Source organism: Pseudomonadota bacterium (genome assembly GCA_039028155.1).
Taxonomy (GTDB): Bacteria; Pseudomonadota; Alphaproteobacteria; order SP197; family SP197; genus JANQGO01.
In genome coordinates this window covers 1-23,518 of the sequence record JBCCIS010000037.1, presented here as the reverse complement: position 1 = coordinate 23,518, position 23,518 = coordinate 1, and the positions used below count along the sequence as shown (strand labels likewise).

The window sequence follows — 23,518 nt, the reverse complement described above, 5'->3', positions numbered from 1 at the left end:
TTTGAATCGAAATGCTAACAACGCCGAGTTTGGGCCGTCAAATGTGGCTTGGCATGGCCAAGTGTTGAGGGGGCGATTTTCAGGGCAGGTGACCGACGTACGGTTTTCGGCCACAGCTTGACGGTGGCTGGTGCCGTTGCAGCGATCCCGACCGACAGGAACAGACTATGAAGAAGCTTTCGCCAGTCGTGCGGCAAGCCAGCGCCAGAACTCGACGAGCGCCGCTTCAGTCGGGGCGAGGCGCCCACCACCTGCGCCCGATACGGCGGTGTTTCGGGCGATGCTCTCGCAGATGGCCTGATCCTCGGCGCTGACTTCCTCATAGGCTGTGCGAATCGTGGCGATATGCTGCCGCCGTGCGTCCGGGTCGGACGGCAGGCTCCGGGCATCGGCGGTTGCGCCCCAACGTATCCGAGTTCGCATGGGTCCATCGGGCTGCGGGGCAAGCCATAGCCCGCGATCGGGCACAAGGAAAAACAGATGGGCGGGAAATACGGATATGAGCGGATGCTCCACGATTGCGTCGGCGCCGTGTTCCGTGCGTTCGAATCCTGAGGACGACCAGTGAATGGCGAAGCCGTCGCCGCCGGGTTCCAGACGTACATCGCGGTCCGGCCGGGCTCCCGGCAAGGTCGACCTGTGGGCCGAGAAGATGTGATAGGGCTCGCTGAAGTTCTCGACCACGGTCTTCCAGTTGCAGGCCCAGATCTCGTCCGTACGAAACAGCAGAACCCGATCCGTCATGTCGCGTGGCGCGATGCGTTGCTCAAGGTCGGTGAGCGTTGTGGATGGCGGCGCCTGGTCAGGCTTGAGAGCGACAAAGATCCAACCCTGCCAGACATCGATCGGTAGCTCAGCGAGGCGAACGCCATCGCGCCTGAAGTCTTGGCCCATGAAGGGCGCCCTCGCGAGCCGGCCATCGAGCTCATAGGACCAGGCGTGATAAGGGCAAACGATCTTGGCGCAATGGCCATCACCGGAGAGGAGTCCGGAGGCGCGGTGTCGACAGATATTGGCGAACGCCTTCAGACCGCCATCGGTTTGCCGAACGACGGCGAGCGGGGTATCGAGTAGCCGATAGGTGATGTAGTCGCCGGGTTTGGGCAGTTCGTCAACGCGGCCAACAGGCAGCCAGGCCCGGCGGAAGATGCGCTCCCTTTCTAAGTCGGCCAGCTCCACGTCACCGTACACTGATGCTGGCAGCGCATGTGCTTCGGCGCGCGCCAATTCGTCAACAAGAGTCATCGTGGGGTTCACGGCTCCGGCCCTGGACAGTTCGCAACGTTAGAACCTAACGGCTGGCGGCGGACGGCACGACCGTCAGACGGTTATGAAATCCGCTTTGTTCTTATGCCCAGCATCGGCTCGATTACCGTACTGGCATAAGGATTCGGCCTTAACCATAACCGTAGACGTTTTCCGTTTCCGGCCATCTCAGCAAGGCTGGTCCCTCACTTGGTTCGGCCCGTTGGTTGGCCTGATCACGTGTGATCGAACATCAATGGAGAAACCATGGGACGTTCCGGATCGGCGCCCAGCATCATGGTTGGACGCTTTTTTCACGAGTCCAATGGGTACAATCCCATTCCAACGCCGGGGGCTGACTTTGACGTGCACTTTGGTGATGACGTCCTGACATCCTGCCGGCGTTCAGGTACGACTCTCAGCGGTATCGTGGCCTCACTCGAAGCGGCCGGTGCGGCTCTTGTCCCCGTGCACGCGGCCGCCACGGCGCCAAGCGGTCCGGTGGATCACAACTTCTTCAGCGACACCCTTGTGTTATGGATTCGCGCCATCGAGCGGGAACGTCCCGACGCCATAGCGATCGAGCTGCACGGCGCCATGGCGACCACCGAGGCCAATGACGCGGATGGCGTATTCCTGGAGAGCCTGCGTGAAACGGCAGGGGGCGATGTTGTCATCGGAGTCGGGCTTGACCTCCACGCGCATATCACGCCGCGCATGTTGGGTGCGGCTGATATCTGTATAGCCTGTAAGGAAAATCCCCACTCCGATGTCGTTGACTGCGGCAACGACGTGGCGCAATTGGTGTTGGACGTGTTGCACGGCCGGCTTCGTCCGGTCATGACCATGGCCAAGACGCGCATGCTGCTTCCCGGCAAGAACGGGACGTCAGAACCGCCGCTTTCGGACATGCATCAGCGGGCAAAGGACATGGTCGCATCCGATCCGCATGTCCGTGATATCACCCTCTACAACGCTTTTCGTTTTTTGGATGCGCCGGACATCGGCCAGGCCGCCGTCGTCCTGACGCACGAAACGCAGCCGGCGGCAATGACGATCGCGTCGGAACTGGCGACGACGTTTTGGGAGCGGCGAGGGGAGTTTGTCGACGATTACGTGTCGATTGATGATGCCCTCGATACGATCAGCGCCGATAGGCCGGGTGGCGCGCTGCCGTTCGTCATCGCCGACATGGGTGACCGTGTCCTCGCCGGCGCGCCCGGCGACAGCACGAGCATTCTTGCGGCCACGCTTGATCACGACTATCCGTTCAAGGCCGCTTTCCCGGTGACCGATCCGTCGGCCGTGCAGGCCGCGCGGGCGGCCGGGCTGGGCGCCGCCGTGACGCTGTCACTGGGTGGTAACATGACGCCGGGCTTTTCGCCGCTCGACGTTACCGGAACCGTCACGAACCTCACCGATGGTCGGTTTCAGATGCGCGGCCCCTATCAGGAAGGCGAGGCGACCTCCATGGGTCCCTCGGCCCTGGTAACCGTCGATGACCGTTTGGCCATCGTCATTTCGTCGAGCCCCGCCTTCAGCCACGATCCCAATGCGTTCGAGAGCCAGGGCGTTTCCATTGCCGGTCTGGACTTTGTCGTTGTGAAGTCCGGGTACCACTTCGAACTGAACTTTAACGGTCTTGCCGTACCCATCCTCGTCGCGAGCCCAGGCCTTGCGTTCTATACACCGGGCGGCATGCCAAGAAAGCTTGGGCGCGTTTGGCCCGACCATGACGTCGATGACGATTGGCTGATCCCGCCGCGTGTTTTCGATCGCAAGGTCCGAGCGTGACGGCGTTCGTTCTCCATAACGCTTCCCTCGTTTGAAATAATCCGATCGCGTGTTGCCGCAAAACGCGCGGCGCTAACGTCGTCACCTGTGAAGTCGGCGGGCATCAAGGACTCGCTCGAACTGAGGCCTAGCGGCCCGCGGCGGTCGCAAGGCACGGCTGGTTCGAGCCGATCCAGAGCTTCGCGAGACAAGGAGGCGACAATGGACAAGAAAGAACGACTGACGTGCGAGTTTCTTAAGGGCAAAGTTTCGCGACGTGACTTCAGTATCGGACTTGCGAACATGGGTTTGTCCGCGGCGGCAGTCGGCGCGTTTGTCAGTCAGACAATCAAGGACGCGCGTGCTGACGAGCCCAAGAAGGGCGGTCATATGCGTGTCGCTTCCGACAGCAGCCACGCCGGCGATACGCTGGATCCGGCAAAGATCACCAGCGGGACGGACATCATGCGCTCCGGCTTGCTGTATAACCGTCTGATAGACTTTTTGCCCGGACAGGGTCTGGTGGGCAACCTTGCGACGGGTTGGGAACCCAACGGCGACGCCACGCAATGGACAATCGAATTGCTGGATGGCGTAGAGTTCCACAACGGCAAGACGATGGGGGCGGCCGACGTCGCCTATTCGTTCAACCGTCACCTCGATCCGGAGGTCGGTTCGCCGGCCAACGCCTATCTCGGCGATGTCGACACGATCGTCGCCGATGGCGACCGGCATGTCGTTTTCAACATGAAGCAACCCAATGCCGACATCCCCTATCTGTTGACCGAGTATCACTTCACCGTTCAGCCCGAAGGCCAGGATGCCGCGGCCTACGCGGCCGGTGAGGCGGTCGGCACCGGGCCGTGGAAGGTGCAGGAGTTCGATCCGGGCATCGTTGCTGTCTTCGAGCGGTTTCCCAACTATCACCGAAGCGGTCTGCCCTATATTGACACAATCGAGACATTCGGCATTCCGGACAACGCGTCACGCGTGAACGCCTTGCTGGCGGGTGAGGTCGAGATCATGACCGATCTTGACGCCTCGCTCATTGGCACTGTCGAGGCCGCGGGCAACGCGCATGTCCTCAACCAGCCCGGCGGCGCCCATGCGACCTTCCCGATGCGCTTTGATACGGCGCCATACAGTGACAACAACGTCCGGCTGGCGATCAAACATGCGATTCATCGAGACCGGATGCTGGAACTCGCCTGGGGCGGATTCGGCACCGTGGGTCGCGATCATCCGATTCCTCAGTTCGATCCGTTCTTCGCGGCCGACGTCGAAGCCCTCCCGCACGATCCCGATAAGGTTGCCTACTATCTGAAGCAGGCGGGCATGGAAAACGCGACGTTCGAGGTGAGTGCCTCCGACGGCACCTTCGGCGGCAGCAACGCCAGTGTCGTCATGGCTGAGTTGATGAACGAGTCCGGATTGAACGTTCGTGTCCAGAAGGTGCCGTCGGACGGTTTCTGGAGCGCGGTCTGGCGGGTCGTGCCCTGGTGCGCCTCGAACTGGTACGGCCGTCCGACCGCCGACTTGATGCTCTCGGTCGCCTATCTCTCGGACGTCCCGTGGAACGAGAGCTATTGGTCGAACGAGAGGTTCGACAAGCTGGTCCTGCAGGGTCGTCAAGAGACGGACGACGCCACGCGCAAGGAGATCTATCGCGATATCCAGGTCATCATGCGTGACGAAGGCTCAACCCTGACACCGGTCTTCACCAATTGGCTGGATGCCTATAGCGACAAGGTCAAGAACCTCAAAGGCCACCCGCACGGCTTTGCCGGATGGATGTACTGGGAGGATGTCTGGCTCGATGACGGGTCGGCTTAATGTGTGGGGTGGCAGTTAGGTTGGGGTAATGTTTGTCGCGACCCGGAACGTCTTGTCGAGCCCGACGAGGTCCGGCAGATAGGTGTCACAGGTGTTTTCGATTGCCGCTGCACATCGACCTGGCCCGCCCTACGGCGCCCTCGCCGCGGCCACGAAACGACCCGAGCCCATTCCTCTCCGCTCACCAAATGAGGATCGCGCGCTTTTCAAGCTTCCTCACCTTTCCGAAGCTTGAACGATGTTCTCGACACTCAAGAGTTCCCTCAACTGTGTACAGACACTAGGGCAGCAATGTCGTGGTCGAGACCCAAAAGATGACGGCTTCCTTCTCGCCGACTGAGATGCACGCGTGGCCCATGGTGCTGTCGTAATAGGCGCAATCACCAACCGACAGCCGTAGCGGCCTGTAGTGTTCGGTGTGCAGTTCAATCTCTCCTTCGAGTACGTAAAGGAGTTCCTCGCCGGGGTGAGAGAAGAGTTCGCCAAACTCGGTGACGCTGTCGGTCTTCAGCCTGGCGATCAGCGGGTGCATGATCTTGTCATTGATGTCGCCGCACAGAAGCTCGTAGTCGTAGACGTCGGTATGGTGGATCTCGCCTTCTCCATTGCGGGTATAGGACCGCCTAGTCCGGTGCTGGCCGTAGGCATCGATGGTCATAAGATCCGCGATCGTCATCGATAGTCCTTCGGCAACGCGCAAAAGCGTCTCGAAGGACGGCGACAATTGGCCATTCTCAATCTTCGAAACGGTTGAGACGGCGATGCCGCACCGTTTCGCCAGTTCGCTCTGTGTCCACTTCCGTTCTTTTCGCAGGCTGTAGAGATGGTCTCCGATGCTCGGCCGGTTGGGCCTGTTGTCTGACTGGCGGTACTTCTTCATGAATGCTCTTTCAAGGTCGGTCCAATGTCGTACCGGCTCCACCTACACGCCCATCGTTTGGCAGTAACACGTTCTCGCAAGCCCACGTTGCCGGCCCGGGTCGTCCTGCCGCTGTGATGTTGCCCCTTTGCTCGGCCAATCGCGTCGATCAGCTGTCAACGCCGTGACCGGCTTCGGCCGATGATCCCAGCAAGCGTAGCTCGGTATGCGACCACAGCGTTATCACAGGCTGCCCACGTTAGTCACAGTGTTTGCCCATTAGCTGTTGAATTTTCCTATTGACTATAAAATTTACCATGTTAGTTCATGTGTCGTGGCAGCACCCTGGGACGCCGTGCCAAACGTTTGGGCAGACCGGCAGCCCTTCTCAAGTGCGGTTTCGCCTGCGCCAAATGAAGATTGAAAAAGGGGATAAAATGGACGATTTCAATTTCCGCGGCGTGATTCCAGCTATTACCACACCATTCAAAGACAACTTTGAGATTGATCACGATTACTTAAGAGAGCATGTCGTGTGGCTAGCGGAGCACGGTATCGCGGGCATCGTTCCTGTCGGCTCTCTGGGTGAGGGGTCGTCCATGAGCTTCGACGAAAAGTGCGCGGTCTTTCAAAGTTGCGTCGAGGCGTTGGGGACGCAAACGCCGGTCATGGCGACCATCGCTTCAGCGACGACAGCCGAGGCCGTCGCCTTGGTCAAACGCGCGGCGGACATCGGCTGTCAGGCTGCCATGGTCCTGCCGCCCTATGTCTACAAAGGCCAATGGCACGAGACGAAAGCGCATATCAGCGCCGCGATCGAAGCGACCGACCTGCCGTGCATGGTTTACAACAACCCGACGGCCTACGGCACCGACATTCTGCCGAAACACATCGCTGAACTTGCCGGCGACCATGACAATCTCCTTGCTGTCAAAGAATCAAGCGGCGATGCGCGTCGCTTCGCCGCCATTCGCGAGGTTACTGGCGACCGTTTGAGCCTCTTCGCCGGCCTCGATGACGTCGTCTGCGAGGCTGTCGCCTTGGGCGCTAGCGGATGGATTGCCGGCCTGGTCAACGCGCTGCCGCGACAGACGATGGATCTGTTCAACTTCGCTGCGGCGGGCGAGACCGAGAGAGCCTTCGAGATCTATCGCTGGTTCTTGCCGCTGCTCAGGCTCGATACGGTTCCGGAGTTCGTGCAGCTGATCAAACTCGTACAGGCCGAGGTGGGCAAGGGCTCCGAAGTCGTCAGGCCGCCGCGATTGCCACTGCCGTCCGATCACCACGCAGCCGCGCTTAATCTCATTCGCGAACGTTTGTCGTGTATGCCTGCCAGCGGGGAAGGCCAAAACGCCGCCGCATGACACCGCAGCGAAGGACGAACAGTTAACCGGTTCAGCAGCACATTTAAACAACGGCAATCATGGAATACAGAAAACTAGGACGTACAGGAGTCAACGTATCAAACCTGTGCCTTGGGACCGATAACTTCGCCGATCCCACACCGGAAGACGAAGCCGCGGTGATCTTGAACAAGGCGCTCGATGCCGGCATCAACCTGATCGACACAGGCGATGTCTATGCCGACGGCGAAGGCGAGAAGATCATCGGACGCGCGCTTAAGGCCAGCGGCCGCCGTGATCAGGTGATCATCGGCACCAAGGTGGATCACGGCAAACGTCGGCCGGGATACTCTGTCGACGATCCCGCGCTGTTCGGGCCCAACGACCACGGCCACAGCCGCCTGAACATCATCCAGGCTTGCGAGAACTCGTTGCGCCGGCTGCAGACGGACTACATCGACCTATATCAGATCCATCGCCCGTCGCCCGACATTCCGTGGGACGAACAATTGGGCGCCCTGACCGACTTGGTCCGCCAGGGAAAGGTCCGCTACATCGGCACCTCGACGCACCCGTCATGGGCTGTCATGGAAGCCATCATGGTCAGCGAAATGAAGGGTTACGCGCGTTTCGTTTCCGAGCAGCCACCCTATAACCTGCTCGACCGGCGTATCGAGAACGAGCTGGTGCCCATGTGCCAGAAGCATGGGCTCGGCTTGATCACCTGGGCGCCGATGGCGATGGGCGTCCTGGCCGGACGCTATACGTCCGCCGACTCGTTTCCGGAGAACTCCCGCGCCAATCTTCGCGGCGGCTTCTATGCCGACCGCGTCACCGAACGCGGCATCGAGGTCGGCAAGCGCTTCACGAAGTTGGCGGAGGACGCCGGCCTGACGCCGGCGCAGCTTGCCATTCTGTGGGTCAAGGAACAGCCCGGCATCACCGCGCCGCTTATCGGTCCGCGCACGGTCGAGCAGCTCGATCTGTTGTTGCCGCTTCTCGACATGCCCCTTGATGACGGCATCCGTGAGGCCTGTGACAAGCTGGTGCCGCCGGGCAGCGTCGTCGCCAACTTCCACAACACCGCCGACTGGATGAAATCGCAGGTGACATGGAGTGACATGCCGTGAAGCTCTCACGCGTCATACAAGCCATTGATCTGCACGCGTGCGGCGAGCCCGGACGTGTCATCGTCGGCGGCGTGTTGGATGTGCCCGGCGACACGATGTACGACAAGATGTGCTTCCTTGAAGCCCAGGGCGACGACCTGCGCCACCGCATGCTGCGCGAGCCGCGCGGTTATCCGGCAGCCAATTGCAATCTCATCCTTCCGTCATCCAATCCCAAGGCGGCCGCCGGCTTCGTCATCATGGAGCAAGTCGAGTACCCGCTGATGTCGGGAACCAACATCATCTGCGTGGCGACCGCGTTGATTGAAACCGGCATGGTCCCGTCCACCGAGCCCGTGACGGAGTTGACCCTGGAAGCGCCGGCCGGACTGGTCACGGTCCAAGCGGAGGTCTCGGACGGCAAGGTCAAGGGCGTCACCTTCGAGAACCTTCCCGCGTTCGCGGCCCACCTGAACCAGACGATCGATGTGCCGGAGATCGGCCCCGTCCAGGTCGATGTGGCGTGGGGCGGCATGTTCTATGTCATTGCCGATGCCGAGAAGATCGGGCTCGCGCTCGAGCCCGACAGGGCCGGCGAGATCACCCGAGCCGGCGAGATGATAAAGGCTGCGGCGCGCGAGCAACTGCCCTGCGTGCACCCGGAAAATCCGAACGTATCCGGCGTCACGATCTGTGTCATGACCGGCTCGCCCACGGCCGAAGGCGCCAGCGCCAAGAACGCGGTTGTCGTGTCGACCGGCCAACTCGATTGGGACCGGCCGGCGACCTGGACCGGCGTCTTGGACCGTTCGCCGTGCGGTACCGGAACCTGCGCAAGGATGGCGGCGCTTCACGCGAAGGGCGAGCTGGCCTTGAACGAGGATTTTCATCACGAAGGCATTCTCGGCACGATCTTCACGGGCCGTTTGGTGCGCGAAGAAACGGTCGGCGGGCAACCCGCCGTGGTGCCGACAATTCGGGGTCGTGCTTGGGTCACGGGGATGGCCCAGTACGTCGTTGATCCCGACGACCCCTTCCCCAACGGATTTACGGTTGGCGACATTTGGGGAGGCGAACGAGACGAGCCGATCAGCCACTGACCGCTGAACCAAGCAACGACCTTGGGTTGGTGATGATCAGGCAAGACGTGGCGTTGTGAATACCCACACGCCAGAACGGCCAAAAACGTGGAGGCATCAATGGGTTACTTTATCAGATCACTAGCGGTCGCGGCGTTTGCCGTTGCGGCGGCCACGTCGACCGGCGCCGGTGCGGCGGATTACACCGTGAAGCTCGCGCACAATGCGCCCGAACAGCATCCGTTTCACGATGGCGCGCTGGCGTTCAAGGCGGCGTTGGAGGAGAGCACGGACGGCGCTGTCGAAGTCCAGATCTTCCCGAGCGAGCAGCTTGGCAGCGAGGAAGAAACTAGTCAGATGTTGAAGCAGGGCACCTTGACCTGCGCCGTCGAGAGCGCCGGCGGCGGTCTGGCGCCGTTTGTTCCCGAGGCCGATCTTTTCAATCTGCCCTTCATCTTCGACGACCAGGATCACTTCTACCGCGTTGTCGACGGGCCGATCGGTGACGACGTCGCCGGCAAGGTCGAAGAGAATTTGGATTCGGAGTTCTACGGCTGGTGGTTCTCCGGCGTGCGCAATGCCTGGAACAACCAGCGTCCGATCAACACGCCGGCCGACATGGAAGGCCTGAAGATCAGGGTGATGGGAAGCCCGGTCCTGATCGACACCTTCAACGCGCTGGGCGCGCAGGCGACCCCTATGTCCTTTGGCGAGGTTTACACCAGCTTGCAGCAGGGTGTGATCGACGGTGCCGAGACCGATCATGTCGATCTGCTGGTCGAGAACTTTTATGAGGTCACGCAGTACGTGTCGTTGACGGGCCACATGTATCTTGCCGCCGGCCTGCTGTGCAGCAACAAGGCCATTGCCGAACTGCCCGAGGACGTTCAGGCCAAGATGCACGAGGCCGCCGTCACCGCGACGCAGGTGCAGCGCGATGCCATGGCCAGCATGACAGACGAAGCGTTGGCCGAGCTCGAGGCCAAGGGCCTCAAGTTCAACGAGGTCGACCTCGACGAGTTCCGCGCCAAGGTCGCGTCGGTCTACGAGAACAATGCCGAGCGCGTTGGTGGCATGGCCGTCATCGAAGAGGTGGGTAACCAGTAAGACCTGGTTTCGAAGGGGGCGTGCGCGAGAGCGCACGTTGGCCGGCGTTCGGACGGGTGACTCTCAGCACCCGTCCGGATGCCGGGCAACTTTGCGTATACACCGATCGGCATTCTAGAGTCCCCGTGCGCCGCGACGTGACGAAAGCGAGGACGCCATGACCAAACGCTCGGTTCAGGAGTCGGTATGGCTTGCCGTGCGCCATCCGCTCGAAACTGTCATCTGTGCCCTTCTCGTCGGCCTGGCGGCGGTGGTATTCAGCCAGGTCGTGGCGCGGTATGTGCTGGAGACGCCGCTTTCCTGGTCCGAAGAAATGGCCAGGTTTCTTTTGATGTGGCTGTCGATGCTGAGCGCGGCCTATGCCTTCAAGACAAAGTCACACTTCGCACTGCAGATCCTGGTCAAGCAAATGCCGGCGCGTCTGCAGCACGCGATCAGGCTCATGGTTCACGCCATCGGCGCCGCCTTCTTTGCGATCCTGCTCTACTACGGCGTTATCTTCGTATCCGGCGTGTCCGGGCACCTGGCGCCCGCGCTGCAGATGCCGATGGAAATTCCCTATTCATCGATCGTCGCAGGCTCGGCTTTGATCTTGATCGAGATCCTCAAGTCGGCATGGCGTGAGATAGCCAACGGACCCGGTGACCCGAACGCCGGCGAGACGGCGAGCAGGGGCTAGCGGATCCATGGCCGCGATCGCCGCCATCACGCTCTTCGTGGCACTGTTCATCTCGGTGCCCATCGCCGTCGCCCTGGGGCTGTCGGCAATGGCGTCGCTGTTCTACCTGTCGATCGACTCGCTGGTACTTCTGCCCCAGAAGATCATTGCCGGTATGGATTCCTTCACCCTGCTCGCCATACCGCTGTTCATTCTGGCCGGCACGATCATGGGTCACGGCGGGATCGCGCGGCGGATCGTCAATCTCGCCCTGGTCTTTGTCGGCAGGGTGCGGGGCGGCCTGGGTTTCGTCGTCATTCTTTCTACGATGTTCTTTTCCGGCGTGTGCGGGTCGGCCAGCGCAGACACCGCTGCCATCGGCTCGACGACCATGCCGGAGATGCTGAAACGCAAGTATCCCAAGGAGTTCGCGACAGCGCTTTTGGCGGCATCCGGCGCCACCGCGTCGATCATTCCGCCGTCCATCGACCTCATCATCATCGGCGTCGTCGCCGGCATTTCGATCGGCGGCCTGTTCGCTGCGGGTATCCTGCCCGGCGTCGTCAACGCGCTCGCCCTGATGGCCTTGTGCTACTACTACGGTCGGCGGCTCAACCTGCCGGTGACCGAACAGACGACCTGGGCAGAAAAGGCGCGCGTCTTCGCCGATGGTGGCCTTGCCGTCTTGATGCCGGTCATCATCCTGGGCGGTATTCTGGGCGGGATCTTTACGCCGACAGAAGCCTCCGCGGTCGCCGTCGTCTACGGTCTGATCGTCTCGCTGTTCGTCTACAAGGAACTGACGTGGAGCGACATGCCGGGCGTGCTGCTGCAAGCCGCCAAGCTGACCGGCATTGTCATGCTGATCCTGGGCATGGCCTCGGCGTTCTCGTTCGCGCTCGCCTTTGAGCGCATCCCGCACGATCTCGCCGACTTCATCGTCACCAACGCCGATAACTGGATCATCTTCGTCATCTGCGTGAACATCATCTTCTTCGCCCTGGGCATGATCATGGACGCGCTGCCGTTGATCATCATTCTCATGCCCATTCTGGTGCCAGCCGGCAAGGCGCTGGGCATGGATCCCATTCACATCGGCATCTTTGTCGCGGCAAATGTGACGATATCGTTGTTCACACCGCCCGTGGGCGTTTGCCTCTATGTCGCCTGCGGTCTCAGCAAGCTACCGATCGAAGCCGTCTTCAAGCCGCTGCTGCCGTTCCTGGCGGTGTTGTTGGTGACGCTTCTTGTCATCAGCTACGTTCCAGAGATCACCCTGTTCATCCCCCGTCTGCTCGGCTACGCGGTGGCCAACTGACGACTACCTCCCAAAGACGAAAGGCATGCCATGACAGTTGATCGCGCGGTCGTCATCACAGGCGGAACCCGAGGACTCGGTGCGGCCATGGTGCAACACTTCGCGACAGCCGGGCGCGATGTCGTGATGAACTGTCGCGACGCCAGCACAGGCGCGACGCTGGCCGACGAGATTGCGGCGACGGGCGCCCCCGGCCGCGTGCTACCGGTTGAGGCGGACGTCAGGAACCGCGGCGAAGTCCGCGCCATGTTCGACAAAGCCTTTGCCGCGTTCGGCGGTGTCGATGTCTTGATCAATGGAGCCGGTATCAATCGCGACGCGTCGTTTCTGGACCTGACGGACGAAAGCTGGGATGCCGTTATCGATACCCACCTAAAGGGCGCCTTCATCTGCTCGCAGGAGTACCTGAAGCACAACACGGACGATCCCGGGTGCATTATCAACCTGGGCGCGGCCTGCGGTGTCCAGGGGCGTTTGAACGGTGCCAACTTTTGCAGCGCGAAAGGCGGCGTCATTGCGCTGACCAAATGTATGGCGCGAGAGCTGGCTCCTCGGATCCGCGTCAACTGCCTGATCCCGACCGCCGTCAGCACCGATGACGTTCGCGAGCGCTACGCGCTCGACACGCCCGAGGGATTACAGAAGTTGCTGGACGGCCTGCCGATGGATCGGTTGGGCACGTTTGAAGATGTCATGCACATGGTCGACTGTATGTTGGGTGCTGAATTCACGACAGGTGCGAACTTCTACGTCAACGGCGGCGAGTTCATGCAATGACGGAGCTTGGCGGGCAAAACACGAGACCGCGCGACACACAACAGGCTGATGTCGCCACGGTGCCGCGCTTCGCCAACATCGCAACCTTCATGCGCGTTGCCCAATCAGGCACTGCGGAGGGCCTGGATGTCGCCATGTTCGGCGTGCCCTTCGACTTGGGATCCAGCTTCCGCTCGGGCTCGCGTCATGGCCCGTCGGAGATCCGCGAAATGTCGCGCCTGATCCGCGAGGTCAATTATGCGACCGGCACGGCGCCGTTTCAGCATTGCCGCGTCGCCGATATCGGCGACGCGCCTGTCAACTCGTTGGATGTCGACGAAAGCCTGAGTGCCATCGAAACCTTCGTTGCCGACGTCGTCGCTTGCGGCGCGCGCCCGCTGGCCGCCGGGGGCGATCACACCATTACGCTCCCCATCCTGCGCGCGCTTGCCCAAGACGGTCCGTTGGCGCTTGTCCAGATCGATGCCCACTCCGACACCCAGGACGTCATGCTTGGTCGCGACGTCGCCAACGGCACCGTCTTTCGCCGCGCCATAGAGGAAGGTTTGCTGGAGCCGCGCCTGTGTTTCCAGATCGGTATCCGCGGAACGCTGTTCAAGGCCGACGAACTGGCCTGGGCACGCGACGCCGGCGTGACGATTTTCGACATGGACGATTTTGAGGATCTTGGAGCGCAGGAAATCACAGCGCGCATGGTTGGCGCCATCAAGGACCATGCGACATACCTTACGTTTGACGTTGATGCGCTTGATCCGGCCGTCGCTCCGGGAACCGGTGGCCTTGAACCCGGCGGCTTGAGCTATCGCGATGCACTCAAGCTGATGCATGGTATCCGTGGACTGAATCTCGCTGGGGCGGATGTGGTTGAGATTTGTCCTCCCCTGGAGCCGGGTAACCTCACGGCAATGGTCGCCGCCAACATCATGTTTGAAGAGTTGTGCCTCCTGGCAGAAGCGAAGGACAGGTCCACCTAGTACTTCGAAGGACCGGACGCATGGCATTACTGACTTAACGATCTGTGATCGACCAGTCGATGTGTGGCGACAGTCTCATGTCGCAAAGTGGAATTGCGCAACGCGACAAACGCCAAACCTGTTCTCGATGGTGTTGGCTACCCTGCTATAGTCTCCGTCATTTGATTCAGTCGACCAACGGCAACGGAGAAAAAGTTGCTTACGAACGAGAAGTTTTCTCAGTGGCTTGATGCTTACGGCAGCTCGTGGGTCAACCAGAATCCGGATGGTACGCTGGCGCTCTTCACCGACGACGCCACCTATATGTACACGCCCTTCCACAAGATCATGAAGGGCAAGGACGAGATACGCCGTTATGTGGAAAAGGGCGCGGTCGGCCTGCAGGAGGATATCGCGTTCGACTATGAAGTCCTCGCCGTCACCGAGGACTATGGCATCAACCGCTGGAGGGCAGCGCTGACCTGGAAAGAGACGGGTGAACGGCTTCGCTTCGACGGCATTTATCAGGTGTTCCTGAACGAAGATAATCTCTGTTACCGCTTCGACGAGTGGTGGCACGCCAAGCCGCCGCTGCCCGAGGACAACGCACCGGAGTAGGTGTTGTCCCGCTGCGGGCTGGTGATGCAGATCTCCAAAACATCAATCAGGCAATAGCCCCGACGACACGGACGCGGGCGCGCAGGCTATTGCCGGGCATATAGGCGAGCGGCAGGTCCTCGACCTCGACCAGTTCCAGGCTCTCTGCATCCGCGCCGGCCTCGACGGCGCGCTCTTCCGCGATGCGGCGCGCTTCCGCCAGGGCGTCCTCGCGCGAAAGTCCCTGGAAGATCTGATCGCATTCGCCTGAGATCTGGGCGATAGCCGCCCCGACCGCGTTGGCGACCTCGCCGTGCTCGACATGGATGACCTCACTGACACCGGCGATTTTGTCGGGCACCAGGAACGCGCCGCCGCCGACCGCAATGACCGGGACGTCGCCGGCTTCCGTTTTCATGCGGTCGATGGCGACCGCGGTCATCTCGCGCATGGCGGCCATGGTCTCGTCGACCAGGTTCTTCGGCAGATTTCCGACATGTGAGGGATCGCCCAAGTCGATCAGGCCGGCGGCGACGGCGATGTCCGTCGCGGTCAGGTCGCCGCCGCCGAATACCAAGCCGCGCTCGGTCAGCCTGTAACCGGTGCTTTCCGGTCCGATGGTGAGCGGGCCGCGCGTGATCAGCGTGCCGCCGCCCAGCGCGATAGAGAGAAGGTCGGGCATGCGGAACAAGGTCCGCACACCGCCGATCTCGACAACGTTGTTGGCCTCGCGCGGGAAGCCTGCCTTCAGCATGCCGATATCGGTCGTCGTGCCGCCGACATCAACGACCATGGCGTTCGACTGTCTCGACAGGAAGGCCGCGCCGCGCATGCTGTTGGTCGGACCCGACGCGAAACTGAACACCGGAAACTTCTCGGCGACATCGGCCAGCATCACAGTGCCATCGTTCTGGGTCAGGTAGAGCTGGGCTTTGATGCCGCTCGTCTCGATCGCCTTGGTGAAGGCCGCCGTCGTTTTCTTCGACAGATCCTGCAGGCTGGCATTCAGCAGCGTCGCGTTCTCGCGCTCCAAAAGGCCGATGCGCCCCAGCGAGCTGGAGCGGGTGACCGCGATGTCCGGGCATTCGTCGGCCAGGATGGCGGCCGCCTGATCCTCCAATGCGCTGGTCAGTGGCGAGAAGACGGAGGTGACGCCGACGGCGGTGTAACCGGCATCGCCGATCCGCTTGGCGGCCTCGCGCATGCCGGTCTCGTCGAACGGCGCGATGGGCCGACCATCGTACTCGTGGCCGCCCTGCAGCATGACGATGTCGCCGCGCACCTTGTCGGCGAGGTCGTCGGGCCAGTCGATGAACGGCTCCAGCGACGCGCTGGCCGGCAGGCAGATGCGGATCGCCGCCACCTTGCCGACATCGCGCCGCTGGGCGACCGCGTTGGTGAAGTGGGTGGTGCCGATCATGACGGCGTCCAGCGTCTGCGGGTCGGCGGATGTCTGGGCGAGTACCTGCTTGAGCGCCTCGGTGATGCCGGACATCACGTCCTCGGTGGTCGGCGTCTTGACCGAGCCGACGATCTGGTCGTCTTCAACCAGGACCGCGTCGGTATTGGTGCCGCCGACATCGATGCCGATACGTTTCATGCTGCGTCCTTCCCGTTCTCGTCCCCGTGAAGGGATTGATACTCCAAGTCATAGCCGAAGGCCCGCGGGCCGACCACGCACGGTGCGTCTGCCGTGGTCAATTCCGAAGCGGCGGGCAGCGACAGGATGGTGACTTGCTGGCCATAGCGGATCGTTTCCGTGCCGCCAACTTCTATCATGCCGTCTACGAGATATGGTTGTGTCAGGCGCAGAGCTAGAGCGTCTACACCAATCGAAGTTCAGATGCCGGTGCTGATCCACGTCGATGGGGCCATGACGCAGTGCACTGTCAACCCAATGACTGGCCATTGCGTCCGCGCTGGCAGACGGTGAACCAACGCAGTGGGGGAGGGCGATCGCTCTGAGTTGCCACAGGTGGCCAAATCTTAGCCCTATTGAGAGGCTCTACCTCCTATGAGATGCCCCTGTCCGGTACGCTACACCTGGACTTTGACGTGTGCCTCATTGAAGATTTTGGATAGGCGTGTGTGATCGACGTCGGCCCGGACGACGTGCCGGACAATGTGTTGTTCAGCATCTGGTCCGACCGCGGTCGACCTGCAACGTGCCTGCCGATACCAGCGTCATTGTTCGTGTCGGTCTTGGGGCTCGCGTTCATGAGGATGTCATGATGATGAAACGTCTTTCCATGTCTTTTGCGGCAGGGCTTGTTTCGCTTCTTTTCTTGCCGGCGGTCGCGTCATCGGACGAAACCAAGGTCATCTCCTGGTCGACCTACGGCAACAGTGGTTCGTACGGCTATGGGCTGGGGACCGGACGCGGGCACACCAACTGGCGCGGTTACAACTATGGCTCGATGGCCGCCGGTTTCGATTGCCACAAGGTGTTCGATTACACCCATCTGGACGACCATACCCCCGTTACGGTCGAGAGCACCCAGTGCTACGACCGCACCGGCCTTCCCTATATTGTCCCGGGCAGCAGCATCATCATGCGTCTCGATGGGACCGCGATGATCAGCATGTCATCGGAGATGTTGTTTGCGTTCGACTCTGCGGAGATTAGCGGCGCAGCCCAGGCGTATCTCACGGAAACCGCGGCGATGATTCGGGAATCGGGTGCGACGTCGGTTACGATCGTCGGACACACGGATGGCATTGGTACAGCCGCCTACAACAAGGACCTATCGCTGCGCCGCGCGATGGCCGTCAGAGACTGGTTGGTCAGTCAAGGTGGCCTGGGTGACGTCGACTTCCAAGTCTCCGGCGTCGGCGCGGATGAACCCCTTGTCGCAGAACAAGATGCGGAAGGTCGTGACTTACCTGATGCCAGGCAGGCGAACAGGCGGGTAGAGATCCTTTACGCGACGAACTGACAGAGGTCGTCGTCCAAGCGTGCAAGAGCTGGGCTTCCCCATGACCTGACAACTGCCGCGCGCATGTCCCAGTACCGCAGTGATTGCGCGCCTGCAGTAACCGTCGTAGCAGGCTTCCCGCGCGTTGGAGCAGTTGTCTCAAGAATGGCCGGCGCATGAACGACAATCCCTGAAGCAGCAGGACGGCGCGGTGGCCGAACCGGATCTCACGCTGAACTTTCCGGCTGTTGCACACCTACAGGCGAGTTTCGATTCGGGCCTGCTACCAAGAGCACCGCGACGTTGCCGGTCAAGGTCATCGACGGCGACCGCAAGGACGATGCCATCGGTGCGCAGCTGCATCACCGGTTGATGATGGTCGGTACTGGCGAACGCTATCTCGGCACGGTGAAGGGTTTTGGGTCCAGGAAGCGGCGAAGCACGTTTTCGGAGACGACCGCAACGTTGTTGTCGTAGCCGTTGTGCGGCAGGCTAGCGCTCCAGGCGATCGAACCCGTCGAAAACACTGCGCCGCCGCCGGGCGTCTCGAAGAATGTCATGTCGGCCTTGACCCGGGGATTCTGGGCGCCGTCCATGGCGCTGTGGTGGAACCCAGTCTCGTCGGGCACCAGCCAGGTGTTTTCCGAATGCCCCGTCGAGCTCGCCACCACCAGGGTGTGGGGCGGTGTGCCGAGCATCGGGTCGGCCGCGTCGATTTCGCCGCCGCTTGCGCCACCGCCCAGGTATCCGAAGTCGCCGATAATCTCGTCCTCGCCAATGCCGTCGAAAATGAAGGCCACGCGGCTGTCGAAGCTTGCGGACGTGCGCTGGTAGACGCCGGACGCGTCGAAACCAACGGCCACCGTGCCGACGCCGACCAGCGCTTGTGGCGCCATACCGAGCCGGCGCCAAAGGCCACCATACTCGCCTGTAAACTCGTGATAGTACTCGCCCGGTTCTTCGTCGCGGTAGCGAATGCCATCCTCTGCGCGGCGAAGCTCAATGACGCCCGGCATCTCATCGGACATGGCGCAGCGCCAGATAAAACCGTTGCCGCCCAGATAGGCGAGCCGGCCGCCACGCGCGATGTAATTGCGCAGCCCGTCCCACATCGGCGTCGTGAAGTACTCGGGATGGGCTCCGGTCACCACAGCGCGGTAGCGTTCGAGCAGCGCTGAGCCCTCGTGATGCAGGTCTTCATCGGTGATGACGTCGCAGTCAATTCCGCGTGCCTCGAGCCAGCCGAGAACCAGCGTGTCGAGGTTGAGGTTGTAGCCTCCGAGATCGGTCTTCGGCGCCATGTTCAGCACCGGTCGTAACCGGGAGGCATAGCGCACGCCGCTTCCGTCCCAGTGATGATCATAGGTCGACAAGCCGATCTCGGGGTGTTGGTAAAGGAACACATCGTCCGCGTCGACCGGCGTCCACGAGAGGTCGGTGACCTCGGCAAAGTACTCGTGCAAGTGCCATTGATAGTTGGCATAGGCCATGTAGGTCACGGTGGATGCGAGAAAGGCAAGCTTCGAGGTCGTAGTGCCCCGGGGAGGGCGCACGAAGAATGTGCTGTAGGACTCGTCATCGTCTGCGCGTAAGCGCACCGCGTATACGCCGCTTTCGAGATCGTCGGGCACGGTGTAGGAGAAATCGGTTTCCCAGCCAGCGTCGTAGTGGTCGTCATCGTGGAAGTGGATGGCGCCATACTCCTGAGGCGCGTGCTGCCAGTTCTGTTCGTTGCCCGACCAGTTGAAACCCTTCACACCGCGCGAGGGCAGGTTGACGGTCGTGCCGTGGAGCCCGTTGAAGCCGGTGTCGATCACCCTGCGGCTGCCGATATCGCGTGAGAAATCCCAAGCGGCGACGAGCGTCGGTTCGCGTTCCCGAGCCATGGCATCCCAGGCCAAGGCGCCGATCTCGCTGTGTGAGAGCACGCAGCCGGTCAGGAGCGGCCGGTCGAGTTTGCCGTTGAAGTTGTGGTGAGGGATGGATCGTCCGGAGCCGGTGGACGTTGCCGGCAGTGCCGCCATCAACAGAGGTCCCGTTGCGGCCCTGTACGCCCCCTTACCGTGCGCGACCGCGGAGCTGTCGGCCTCGACCGGCGGACCCAGGAACTCCTGGTAAACGTCGATCGCACCGGTGGTCGCGTCGTAGGACGCCGAAATCAGATGCCAACGGCGCTCGGCGATCGGCCGTTCGCAAGAGACCGTCGTGGACTTGCCCGCGTCGCCGACATGCAGAGCGGCCGCGCCGTTGTCGTCGATAATCAGGGCAAAGCCGCACTCTGACCCCGCATCCCAGTGGGCGATCAGTCCCTGCTTGCCCTTGCAGGGCGTCGTTGGGAAGACCCAGGTCTGCACCGTGAAACTCTCAAGAGCGTCAAGCCTCGGTGAAGCGGCAATGGACGCGTAGGAGCCGGCGGCTGTCTTCTGGGTGCGTCCCGGGTACTCACTCGCGAACGGCGCGGCGATCTCCTCTTCCCGGAAGATCCCGTGATCAGGGTCGTCGTCGCCACAGATTACCCGCACGAGATCAGCGTGATAATGCGCTGGCCCATACGTGCTGACCTTGACTTCGAGCGTATCCCCTGGAGCCACGCTCCACGCATTGGTGTAGCCGACGACCTTCTTCACGCTGCCGGTCCTTCCCGTCCGTTGATGTTTCTAAGCCGGCCCATGGCCGGTGACAGCCTGCCAGCGCAAACGGAACACCTTTCGTGCCGCATCGTCTTCGTTATCGAACACCGCACCTTCGATGAGTTCGACCGGGTGACCGCGTTCGGTTGGCATCCTGGCGACCGCCCATTCGCGGCGGCGTTTGGTGCAGACCACGATAAAACGCTCGTCCATCGGCCCCAGGCGCAGGCGGTTCAGCACCATGGTGAGTTCGCGGCTGTAGGGACCACTGGGGCTCGCATCAAACTCGGCAATCAGGTCGGTGCGGGTGGGGTCGATCTCATACATCGGGCACTCTCCCGTTACCGAGTGGCGTTTCCACCACGCTTCAGCCGCCAGGCTTGAAGCCGCGAAGGTGGCCGGGTGCGAGCTGATCGACCATGGCCGTTTCCCAGGCGGCATGCCAGATCTCGACATACTTGTCGGCATCATCGCCAACGCCCGCACGCAACGCCTCGTTCTTATGCTCGGCGAGGTTCTCGTAGTCGTTGTGAAGAACGTTCTTGATCCAATCGCGGCGGTCGACGAGTGACACGTTCTCAAAACCCGCCTGCTTGAGCGCCTCCACGTACTGCTCTTGCGACTTGAGCTCGAAAGTCAAGCCGACGACGTTAAGCCAGCGTTTCATTTCCGGCGTCGCTGGCTCCTCGTTGCCGCGCATCCAGTCGCTGCCGGAGAAGAAGCCGCCGGGCTTGAGTACGCGGTAGACCTCGGCGAAGAGCGCCGGTTTGTCGGGAATATGGATCATGGCGTCTTTCGAGAACACCACATCGAAACTCTTGTCCTCGAGGGGGAAGGGGCCCGGTTCGATAACACGATAGGAGATGCGGCCGCTCAAACCCTCACGCTCGGCACGGGCGACGGCATGCTCTGTTACCGTCTTCTCGACATCAATACCGAGCACGCTGCCGGCGCCGTGGTTGCGAACCAGGGCGATATCGACACCGCCGACCCCGCTGCCGATGTCGAGCACGGACATGCCTGAGATGTCGACCCCCTCGAGCGCCTTGGCGACTTCGTCCTCTCCGCCTGGCGAAAGGAACCCCTCGCCCCAGACCAGTTCGAGTGCATGGATAAAGTTGCCGTCATATTCGTCCTCGTGGCGACCAGACATCGTTGCCTCCCCCTTAGAGCCGTGCTTCATGATTATTGGGCGATTTCCGGACAAACGGCGGCTTCCACTCTCCACAAGCCATGCCTCGCCAGGCAGCACCGGTTAGCCTAGACCCCGCCTTCCGCTGTGACAAATGATCGACGAACATGCGGCGAGCACGTCCGGCGCGGTGCATTCACAAGTGGTGTCGATGTCGCCGCCGAGGCGGTCGCGTCCTTGACTGGAATCTCGTCATCGGAACGGTCTTACTCTTGTCGCCGGTCAATGTACGGTCGGCTCGATCCTGCGTGTGCATCGAGAGCAGGGATCAAACTCAGAACAGTGGACATCGCGGTCTGTGGTGACGCCACCGCACCGAAACCGGTGTCTCATCGCGGTATCTGCGCTAGGTTTCGAACCAGGAGAAAGGGAGTGTTCACGTGACAAGTAACCCCGTCATCGCCGTGGTTGGGGCCGAAGGCCCCGATGAGATCCCCGGCCTGAAGGCGCTGGAGTCGGAGCTGGAGATTAGATACCCGTCGGCCGGCCAACCGCTTTCCGACAATGTCAGCGGTGCGGAGATCCTTCTCTGTTGGGATTTCCAGTTCAGCGAGTTTCACACGGCTTGGCAAAGTGCCGATCAACTGAAGTGGATCTTCTGGCCCGGGGCGGGCGTCGACTCATTGCTGTTTCCCGAGTTGGTTGAGAGTGACGTCGTTCTGACCAATTCCCGCGGAGTCTTCGATCGATCCATGGCTGAATATGTGCTGGGTCTGATCATCGCTTTCGGCAAGGGCTTTCCGGAAACAGGCCGGCTCCAAGCTGAGCGTGTATGGAAACACCGTTTCACCGAACAACTGCTGGGCAAGGAGGTTTTGATCGTCGGTGTGGGCAGTATCGGCCGCGAGATCGCCCGGCTGCTGAAGGCGTTTGGGCTGAAGGTCAGTGGCGTTGGACGACGGCATCGGGAAGACCAAGACTTCGGCGTCATCCATGCTGGCGCTGATCTCGACAGTCGTCTCCCAGCCGCCGACTTTGTGGTGGTGATCTGCCCCAGCACACCGGAGAGCCGCGGCATGTTCGGGGCCGCTCAGTTCGAGGCGATGAAAGGCTCCGCGCGATTGATCAATATGGCGCGCGGCGAGATCCTCAAGGAGGATGCGCTTGTTGACGCGTTGCGCAACGGGACGATCGCCGGGGCGGCGCTTGATGTCTTCACCGAAGAGCCCCTGCCGGACAGCAGTCCGTTGTGGGATATGCGTAACGTGATTGTTTCCCCGCACATGAGCGGCGATTTCCATGAGCACCTTGACGTCGTTGCCGGTGCTTTTCTCGAGAACCTGAGTCGTTACCGATGCGGTGAGCCGTTGCTGAACGTCGTCGACAAGAGGGCGGGCTTCTCGCTCGAGTAAGGGATTGTCTGGCGATTTGGCTCGGTTCACCGCGCACCTTTACTGGAACGTCATAGGGCAGAGAGGTTGAGCCCGCTCCGATTGGATTGATCAGCCCATGACACTCGAGCTGACAGAGACGCAGACCATGATCGGCGATCTGACCGAGAAGGTCTGCGTCAACTTTGACGATGCGTTCTGGCGCGAACGCGACGAGACCGGCACGTTCCCGCAGGCGTTCTATAGCGCGGTCGCCGAGGCCGGGCTGCTGGGCGTGGCGATGCCGGCCGTGTTTGGCGGGTCGGGACTGGGGATATCGGAAGCGGCCGTGATGATGGAGACCATCGCGCGGTCAGGCGCCGGCATGGCTGGCGCGTCGTCGGTCCACATGAACATCTTCGGTCTGCAGCCAGTCGTGGTGTTTGGCACCGACGCGCAGAAGGCCCGCATGTTGCCGCCGCTGATCTCGGGAAAGGAAAAGGCCTGCTTTGCGGTGACCGAGCCGGATGCCGGCCTGAACACCACGCACATCAAGACGGCCGCGCGACGAGACGGCGATGGCTATCTTCTCAAGGGCCAGAAGATCTGGATCTCGACGGCGCAGGTCGCGGACCGCGCCCTGATCCTGGCGCGCACGACGCCGCTGGAAAACGTCCAGAAAAAGACCGACGGCCTGAGTCTCTTCTATACGCGTCTTGACCGCGACCACGTGACGGCGACCGAGATCCCCAAGCTCGGTCGCCATGCGGTTGATTCCAACATCGTCTATTTCGATGATCTGCCGGTCCCCGAAGACGAC

General features: G+C 61.4%; 21 protein-coding genes. 14 read left to right on the top strand and 7 right to left on the bottom strand.

The annotated features are described in order from the left end of the window. Nucleotides 1–165: 165 nt before the first annotated feature. On the bottom strand, nucleotides 166–1,245 hold the full coding sequence (locus AAF563_17760) for an aromatic ring-hydroxylating dioxygenase subunit alpha (GenBank protein ID MEM7123131.1): 1,080 nt from the start codon (nucleotides 1,243–1,245) through the stop codon (nucleotides 166–168). Between the two features lie 267 nt (nucleotides 1,246–1,512). Here AAF563_17760 and AAF563_17755 point away from each other — a divergent pair, with 267 nt between their 5' ends. Both AAF563_17755 and AAF563_17750 read left to right on the top strand, forming a co-directional pair. Beyond that, on the top strand, nucleotides 1,513–3,039 hold the full coding sequence (locus AAF563_17755; protein MEM7123130.1) for a M81 family metallopeptidase: 1,527 nt from the start codon (nucleotides 1,513–1,515) through the stop codon (nucleotides 3,037–3,039). A gap of 201 nt (nucleotides 3,040–3,240) precedes the next feature. Continuing rightward, nucleotides 3,241–4,851, top strand: a complete 1,611-nt coding sequence (locus AAF563_17750) for an ABC transporter substrate-binding protein (protein MEM7123129.1) — start codon at nucleotides 3,241–3,243, stop codon at nucleotides 4,849–4,851. A 280-nt stretch (nucleotides 4,852–5,131) separates the two neighbouring features. Here AAF563_17750 and AAF563_17745 read toward each other — a convergent pair whose 3' ends face one another. Beyond that, the gene (locus tag AAF563_17745; protein MEM7123128.1) at nucleotides 5,132–5,731 is read right to left on the bottom strand and encodes an XRE family transcriptional regulator; all 600 of its coding nucleotides are present in this window, start codon (nucleotides 5,729–5,731) and stop codon (nucleotides 5,132–5,134) included. A gap of 416 nt (nucleotides 5,732–6,147) precedes the next feature. Between AAF563_17745 and AAF563_17740 the strand changes: the two genes are divergently transcribed. From AAF563_17740 to AAF563_17700, 9 genes are all read left to right on the top strand, one after another. Beyond that, a complete protein-coding gene (locus AAF563_17740) occupies nucleotides 6,148–7,074 on the top strand; it encodes a dihydrodipicolinate synthase family protein (protein MEM7123127.1) in 927 nt (308 codons plus the stop codon). Between the two features lie 59 nt (nucleotides 7,075–7,133). Then, entirely contained in the window at nucleotides 7,134–8,183 is a 1,050-nt protein-coding gene (locus AAF563_17735; GenBank protein MEM7123126.1) for an aldo/keto reductase, read from the top strand. After that, complete coding sequence (locus AAF563_17730; protein ID MEM7123125.1) at nucleotides 8,180–9,262, top strand: proline racemase family protein; 1,083 nt, start codon at nucleotides 8,180–8,182, stop codon at nucleotides 9,260–9,262. Before AAF563_17735 ends, AAF563_17730 begins: the two co-directional genes overlap by 4 nt. A 99-nt stretch (nucleotides 9,263–9,361) precedes the next feature. Then, the gene (locus tag AAF563_17725) at nucleotides 9,362–10,348 is read left to right on the top strand and encodes a TRAP transporter substrate-binding protein (GenBank protein MEM7123124.1); all 987 of its coding nucleotides are present in this window, start codon (nucleotides 9,362–9,364) and stop codon (nucleotides 10,346–10,348) included. A gap of 157 nt (nucleotides 10,349–10,505) precedes the next feature. Beyond that, nucleotides 10,506–11,027 (top strand): TRAP transporter small permease, encoded by a 522-nt coding sequence (locus tag AAF563_17720; GenBank protein MEM7123123.1) that lies wholly within the window; start codon nucleotides 10,506–10,508, stop codon nucleotides 11,025–11,027. Between the two features lie 7 nt (nucleotides 11,028–11,034). Next, nucleotides 11,035–12,324: a TRAP transporter large permease gene (locus tag AAF563_17715; protein MEM7123122.1), complete on the top strand. Its 1,290-nt coding sequence runs from the start codon at nucleotides 11,035–11,037 to the stop codon at nucleotides 12,322–12,324. A 30-nt stretch (nucleotides 12,325–12,354) separates the two neighbouring features. Next, nucleotides 12,355–13,101, top strand: coding sequence for an SDR family NAD(P)-dependent oxidoreductase (locus tag AAF563_17710; protein ID MEM7123121.1), 747 nt, complete (start codon nucleotides 12,355–12,357; stop codon nucleotides 13,099–13,101). Further along, a complete protein-coding gene (gene speB / locus AAF563_17705) occupies nucleotides 13,098–14,075 on the top strand; it encodes an agmatinase (GenBank protein ID MEM7123120.1) in 978 nt (325 codons plus the stop codon). Before AAF563_17710 ends, speB begins: the two co-directional genes overlap by 4 nt. 195 nt (nucleotides 14,076–14,270) lie before the next feature. Beyond that, a complete protein-coding gene (locus AAF563_17700) occupies nucleotides 14,271–14,672 on the top strand; it encodes a nuclear transport factor 2 family protein (GenBank protein MEM7123119.1) in 402 nt (133 codons plus the stop codon). A 46-nt stretch (nucleotides 14,673–14,718) separates the two neighbouring features. Here the strand turns inward: AAF563_17700 and AAF563_17695 are convergent, their stop codons facing one another. Together AAF563_17695 and AAF563_17690 are read right to left on the bottom strand one after the other, a co-directional pair. Then, nucleotides 14,719–16,251 (bottom strand): hydantoinase/oxoprolinase family protein, encoded by a 1,533-nt coding sequence (locus AAF563_17695; protein ID MEM7123118.1) that lies wholly within the window; start codon nucleotides 16,249–16,251, stop codon nucleotides 14,719–14,721. After that, the gene (locus AAF563_17690) at nucleotides 16,248–16,430 is read right to left on the bottom strand and encodes a hypothetical protein (protein MEM7123117.1); all 183 of its coding nucleotides are present in this window, start codon (nucleotides 16,428–16,430) and stop codon (nucleotides 16,248–16,250) included. The genes AAF563_17695 and AAF563_17690 overlap by 4 nt, the downstream gene beginning before the upstream one ends. 449 nt (nucleotides 16,431–16,879) lie before the next feature. Here AAF563_17690 and AAF563_17685 point away from each other — a divergent pair, with 449 nt between their 5' ends. Further along, nucleotides 16,880–17,587, top strand: a complete 708-nt coding sequence (locus tag AAF563_17685) for an OmpA family protein (protein ID MEM7123116.1) — start codon at nucleotides 16,880–16,882, stop codon at nucleotides 17,585–17,587. 374 nt (nucleotides 17,588–17,961) lie between these two features. Here AAF563_17685 and AAF563_17680 read toward each other — a convergent pair whose 3' ends face one another. From AAF563_17680 to AAF563_17670, 3 genes are read right to left on the bottom strand one after another with little or no spacing between them, the layout of a single operon-like run. Continuing rightward, nucleotides 17,962–20,193: a N,N-dimethylformamidase beta subunit family domain-containing protein gene (locus tag AAF563_17680; GenBank protein ID MEM7123115.1), complete on the bottom strand. Its 2,232-nt coding sequence runs from the start codon at nucleotides 20,191–20,193 to the stop codon at nucleotides 17,962–17,964. A gap of 30 nt (nucleotides 20,194–20,223) precedes the next feature. Further along, nucleotides 20,224–20,523, bottom strand: coding sequence for a hypothetical protein (locus AAF563_17675; protein ID MEM7123114.1), 300 nt, complete (start codon nucleotides 20,521–20,523; stop codon nucleotides 20,224–20,226). Nucleotides 20,524–20,563: 40 nt separating this feature from the next. Beyond that, entirely contained in the window at nucleotides 20,564–21,349 is a 786-nt protein-coding gene (locus tag AAF563_17670; GenBank protein MEM7123113.1) for a methyltransferase domain-containing protein, read from the bottom strand. Between the two features lie 443 nt (nucleotides 21,350–21,792). On the opposite strand from AAF563_17670, the gene AAF563_17665 reads away from it, so the two are divergent. Together AAF563_17665 and AAF563_17660 are read left to right on the top strand one after the other, a co-directional pair. Further along, nucleotides 21,793–22,740, top strand: a complete 948-nt coding sequence (locus AAF563_17665; GenBank protein MEM7123112.1) for a D-2-hydroxyacid dehydrogenase — start codon at nucleotides 21,793–21,795, stop codon at nucleotides 22,738–22,740. Nucleotides 22,741–22,837: 97 nt separating this feature from the next. Beyond that, nucleotides 22,838–23,518, top strand: a 681-nt coding sequence (locus AAF563_17660) for an acyl-CoA dehydrogenase family protein (protein MEM7123111.1), incomplete at its 3' end; no start/stop codon positions are given.

Bases quoted from the DNA above. Each gene is read 5' to 3' on its own strand.
- AAF563_17695 (MEM7123118.1), bottom strand. From the start codon at position 16,251: ATGAAACGTATCGGCATCGATGTCGGCGGCACCAATACCGACGCGGTC.
- AAF563_17735 (MEM7123126.1), top strand. From the start codon at position 7,134: ATGGAATACAGAAAACTAGGACGTACAGGAGTCAACGTATCAAACCTG.
- AAF563_17675 (MEM7123114.1), bottom strand. From the start codon at position 20,523: ATGTATGAGATCGACCCCACCCGCACCGACCTGATTGCCGAGTTTGAT.
- AAF563_17760 (MEM7123131.1), bottom strand. From the start codon at position 1,245: ATGACTCTTGTTGACGAATTGGCGCGCGCCGAAGCACATGCGCTGCCA.
- AAF563_17685 (MEM7123116.1), top strand. From the start codon at position 16,880: ATGATGATGAAACGTCTTTCCATGTCTTTTGCGGCAGGGCTTGTTTCG.
- AAF563_17710 (MEM7123121.1), top strand. From the start codon at position 12,355: ATGACAGTTGATCGCGCGGTCGTCATCACAGGCGGAACCCGAGGACTC.
- AAF563_17745 (MEM7123128.1), bottom strand. From the start codon at position 5,731: ATGAAGAAGTACCGCCAGTCAGACAACAGGCCCAACCGGCCGAGCATC.
- speB (MEM7123120.1), top strand. From the start codon at position 13,098: ATGACGGAGCTTGGCGGGCAAAACACGAGACCGCGCGACACACAACAG.
- AAF563_17750 (MEM7123129.1), top strand. From the start codon at position 3,241: ATGGACAAGAAAGAACGACTGACGTGCGAGTTTCTTAAGGGCAAAGTT.
- AAF563_17740 (MEM7123127.1), top strand. From the start codon at position 6,148: ATGGACGATTTCAATTTCCGCGGCGTGATTCCAGCTATTACCACACCA.
- AAF563_17720 (MEM7123123.1), top strand. From the start codon at position 10,506: ATGACCAAACGCTCGGTTCAGGAGTCGGTATGGCTTGCCGTGCGCCAT.
- AAF563_17690 (MEM7123117.1), bottom strand. From the start codon at position 16,430: ATGATAGAAGTTGGCGGCACGGAAACGATCCGCTATGGCCAGCAAGTC.
- AAF563_17715 (MEM7123122.1), top strand. From the start codon at position 11,035: ATGGCCGCGATCGCCGCCATCACGCTCTTCGTGGCACTGTTCATCTCG.
- AAF563_17670 (MEM7123113.1), bottom strand. From the start codon at position 21,349: ATGTCTGGTCGCCACGAGGACGAATATGACGGCAACTTTATCCATGCA.
- AAF563_17755 (MEM7123130.1), top strand. From the start codon at position 1,513: ATGGGACGTTCCGGATCGGCGCCCAGCATCATGGTTGGACGCTTTTTT.
- AAF563_17725 (MEM7123124.1), top strand. From the start codon at position 9,362: ATGGGTTACTTTATCAGATCACTAGCGGTCGCGGCGTTTGCCGTTGCG.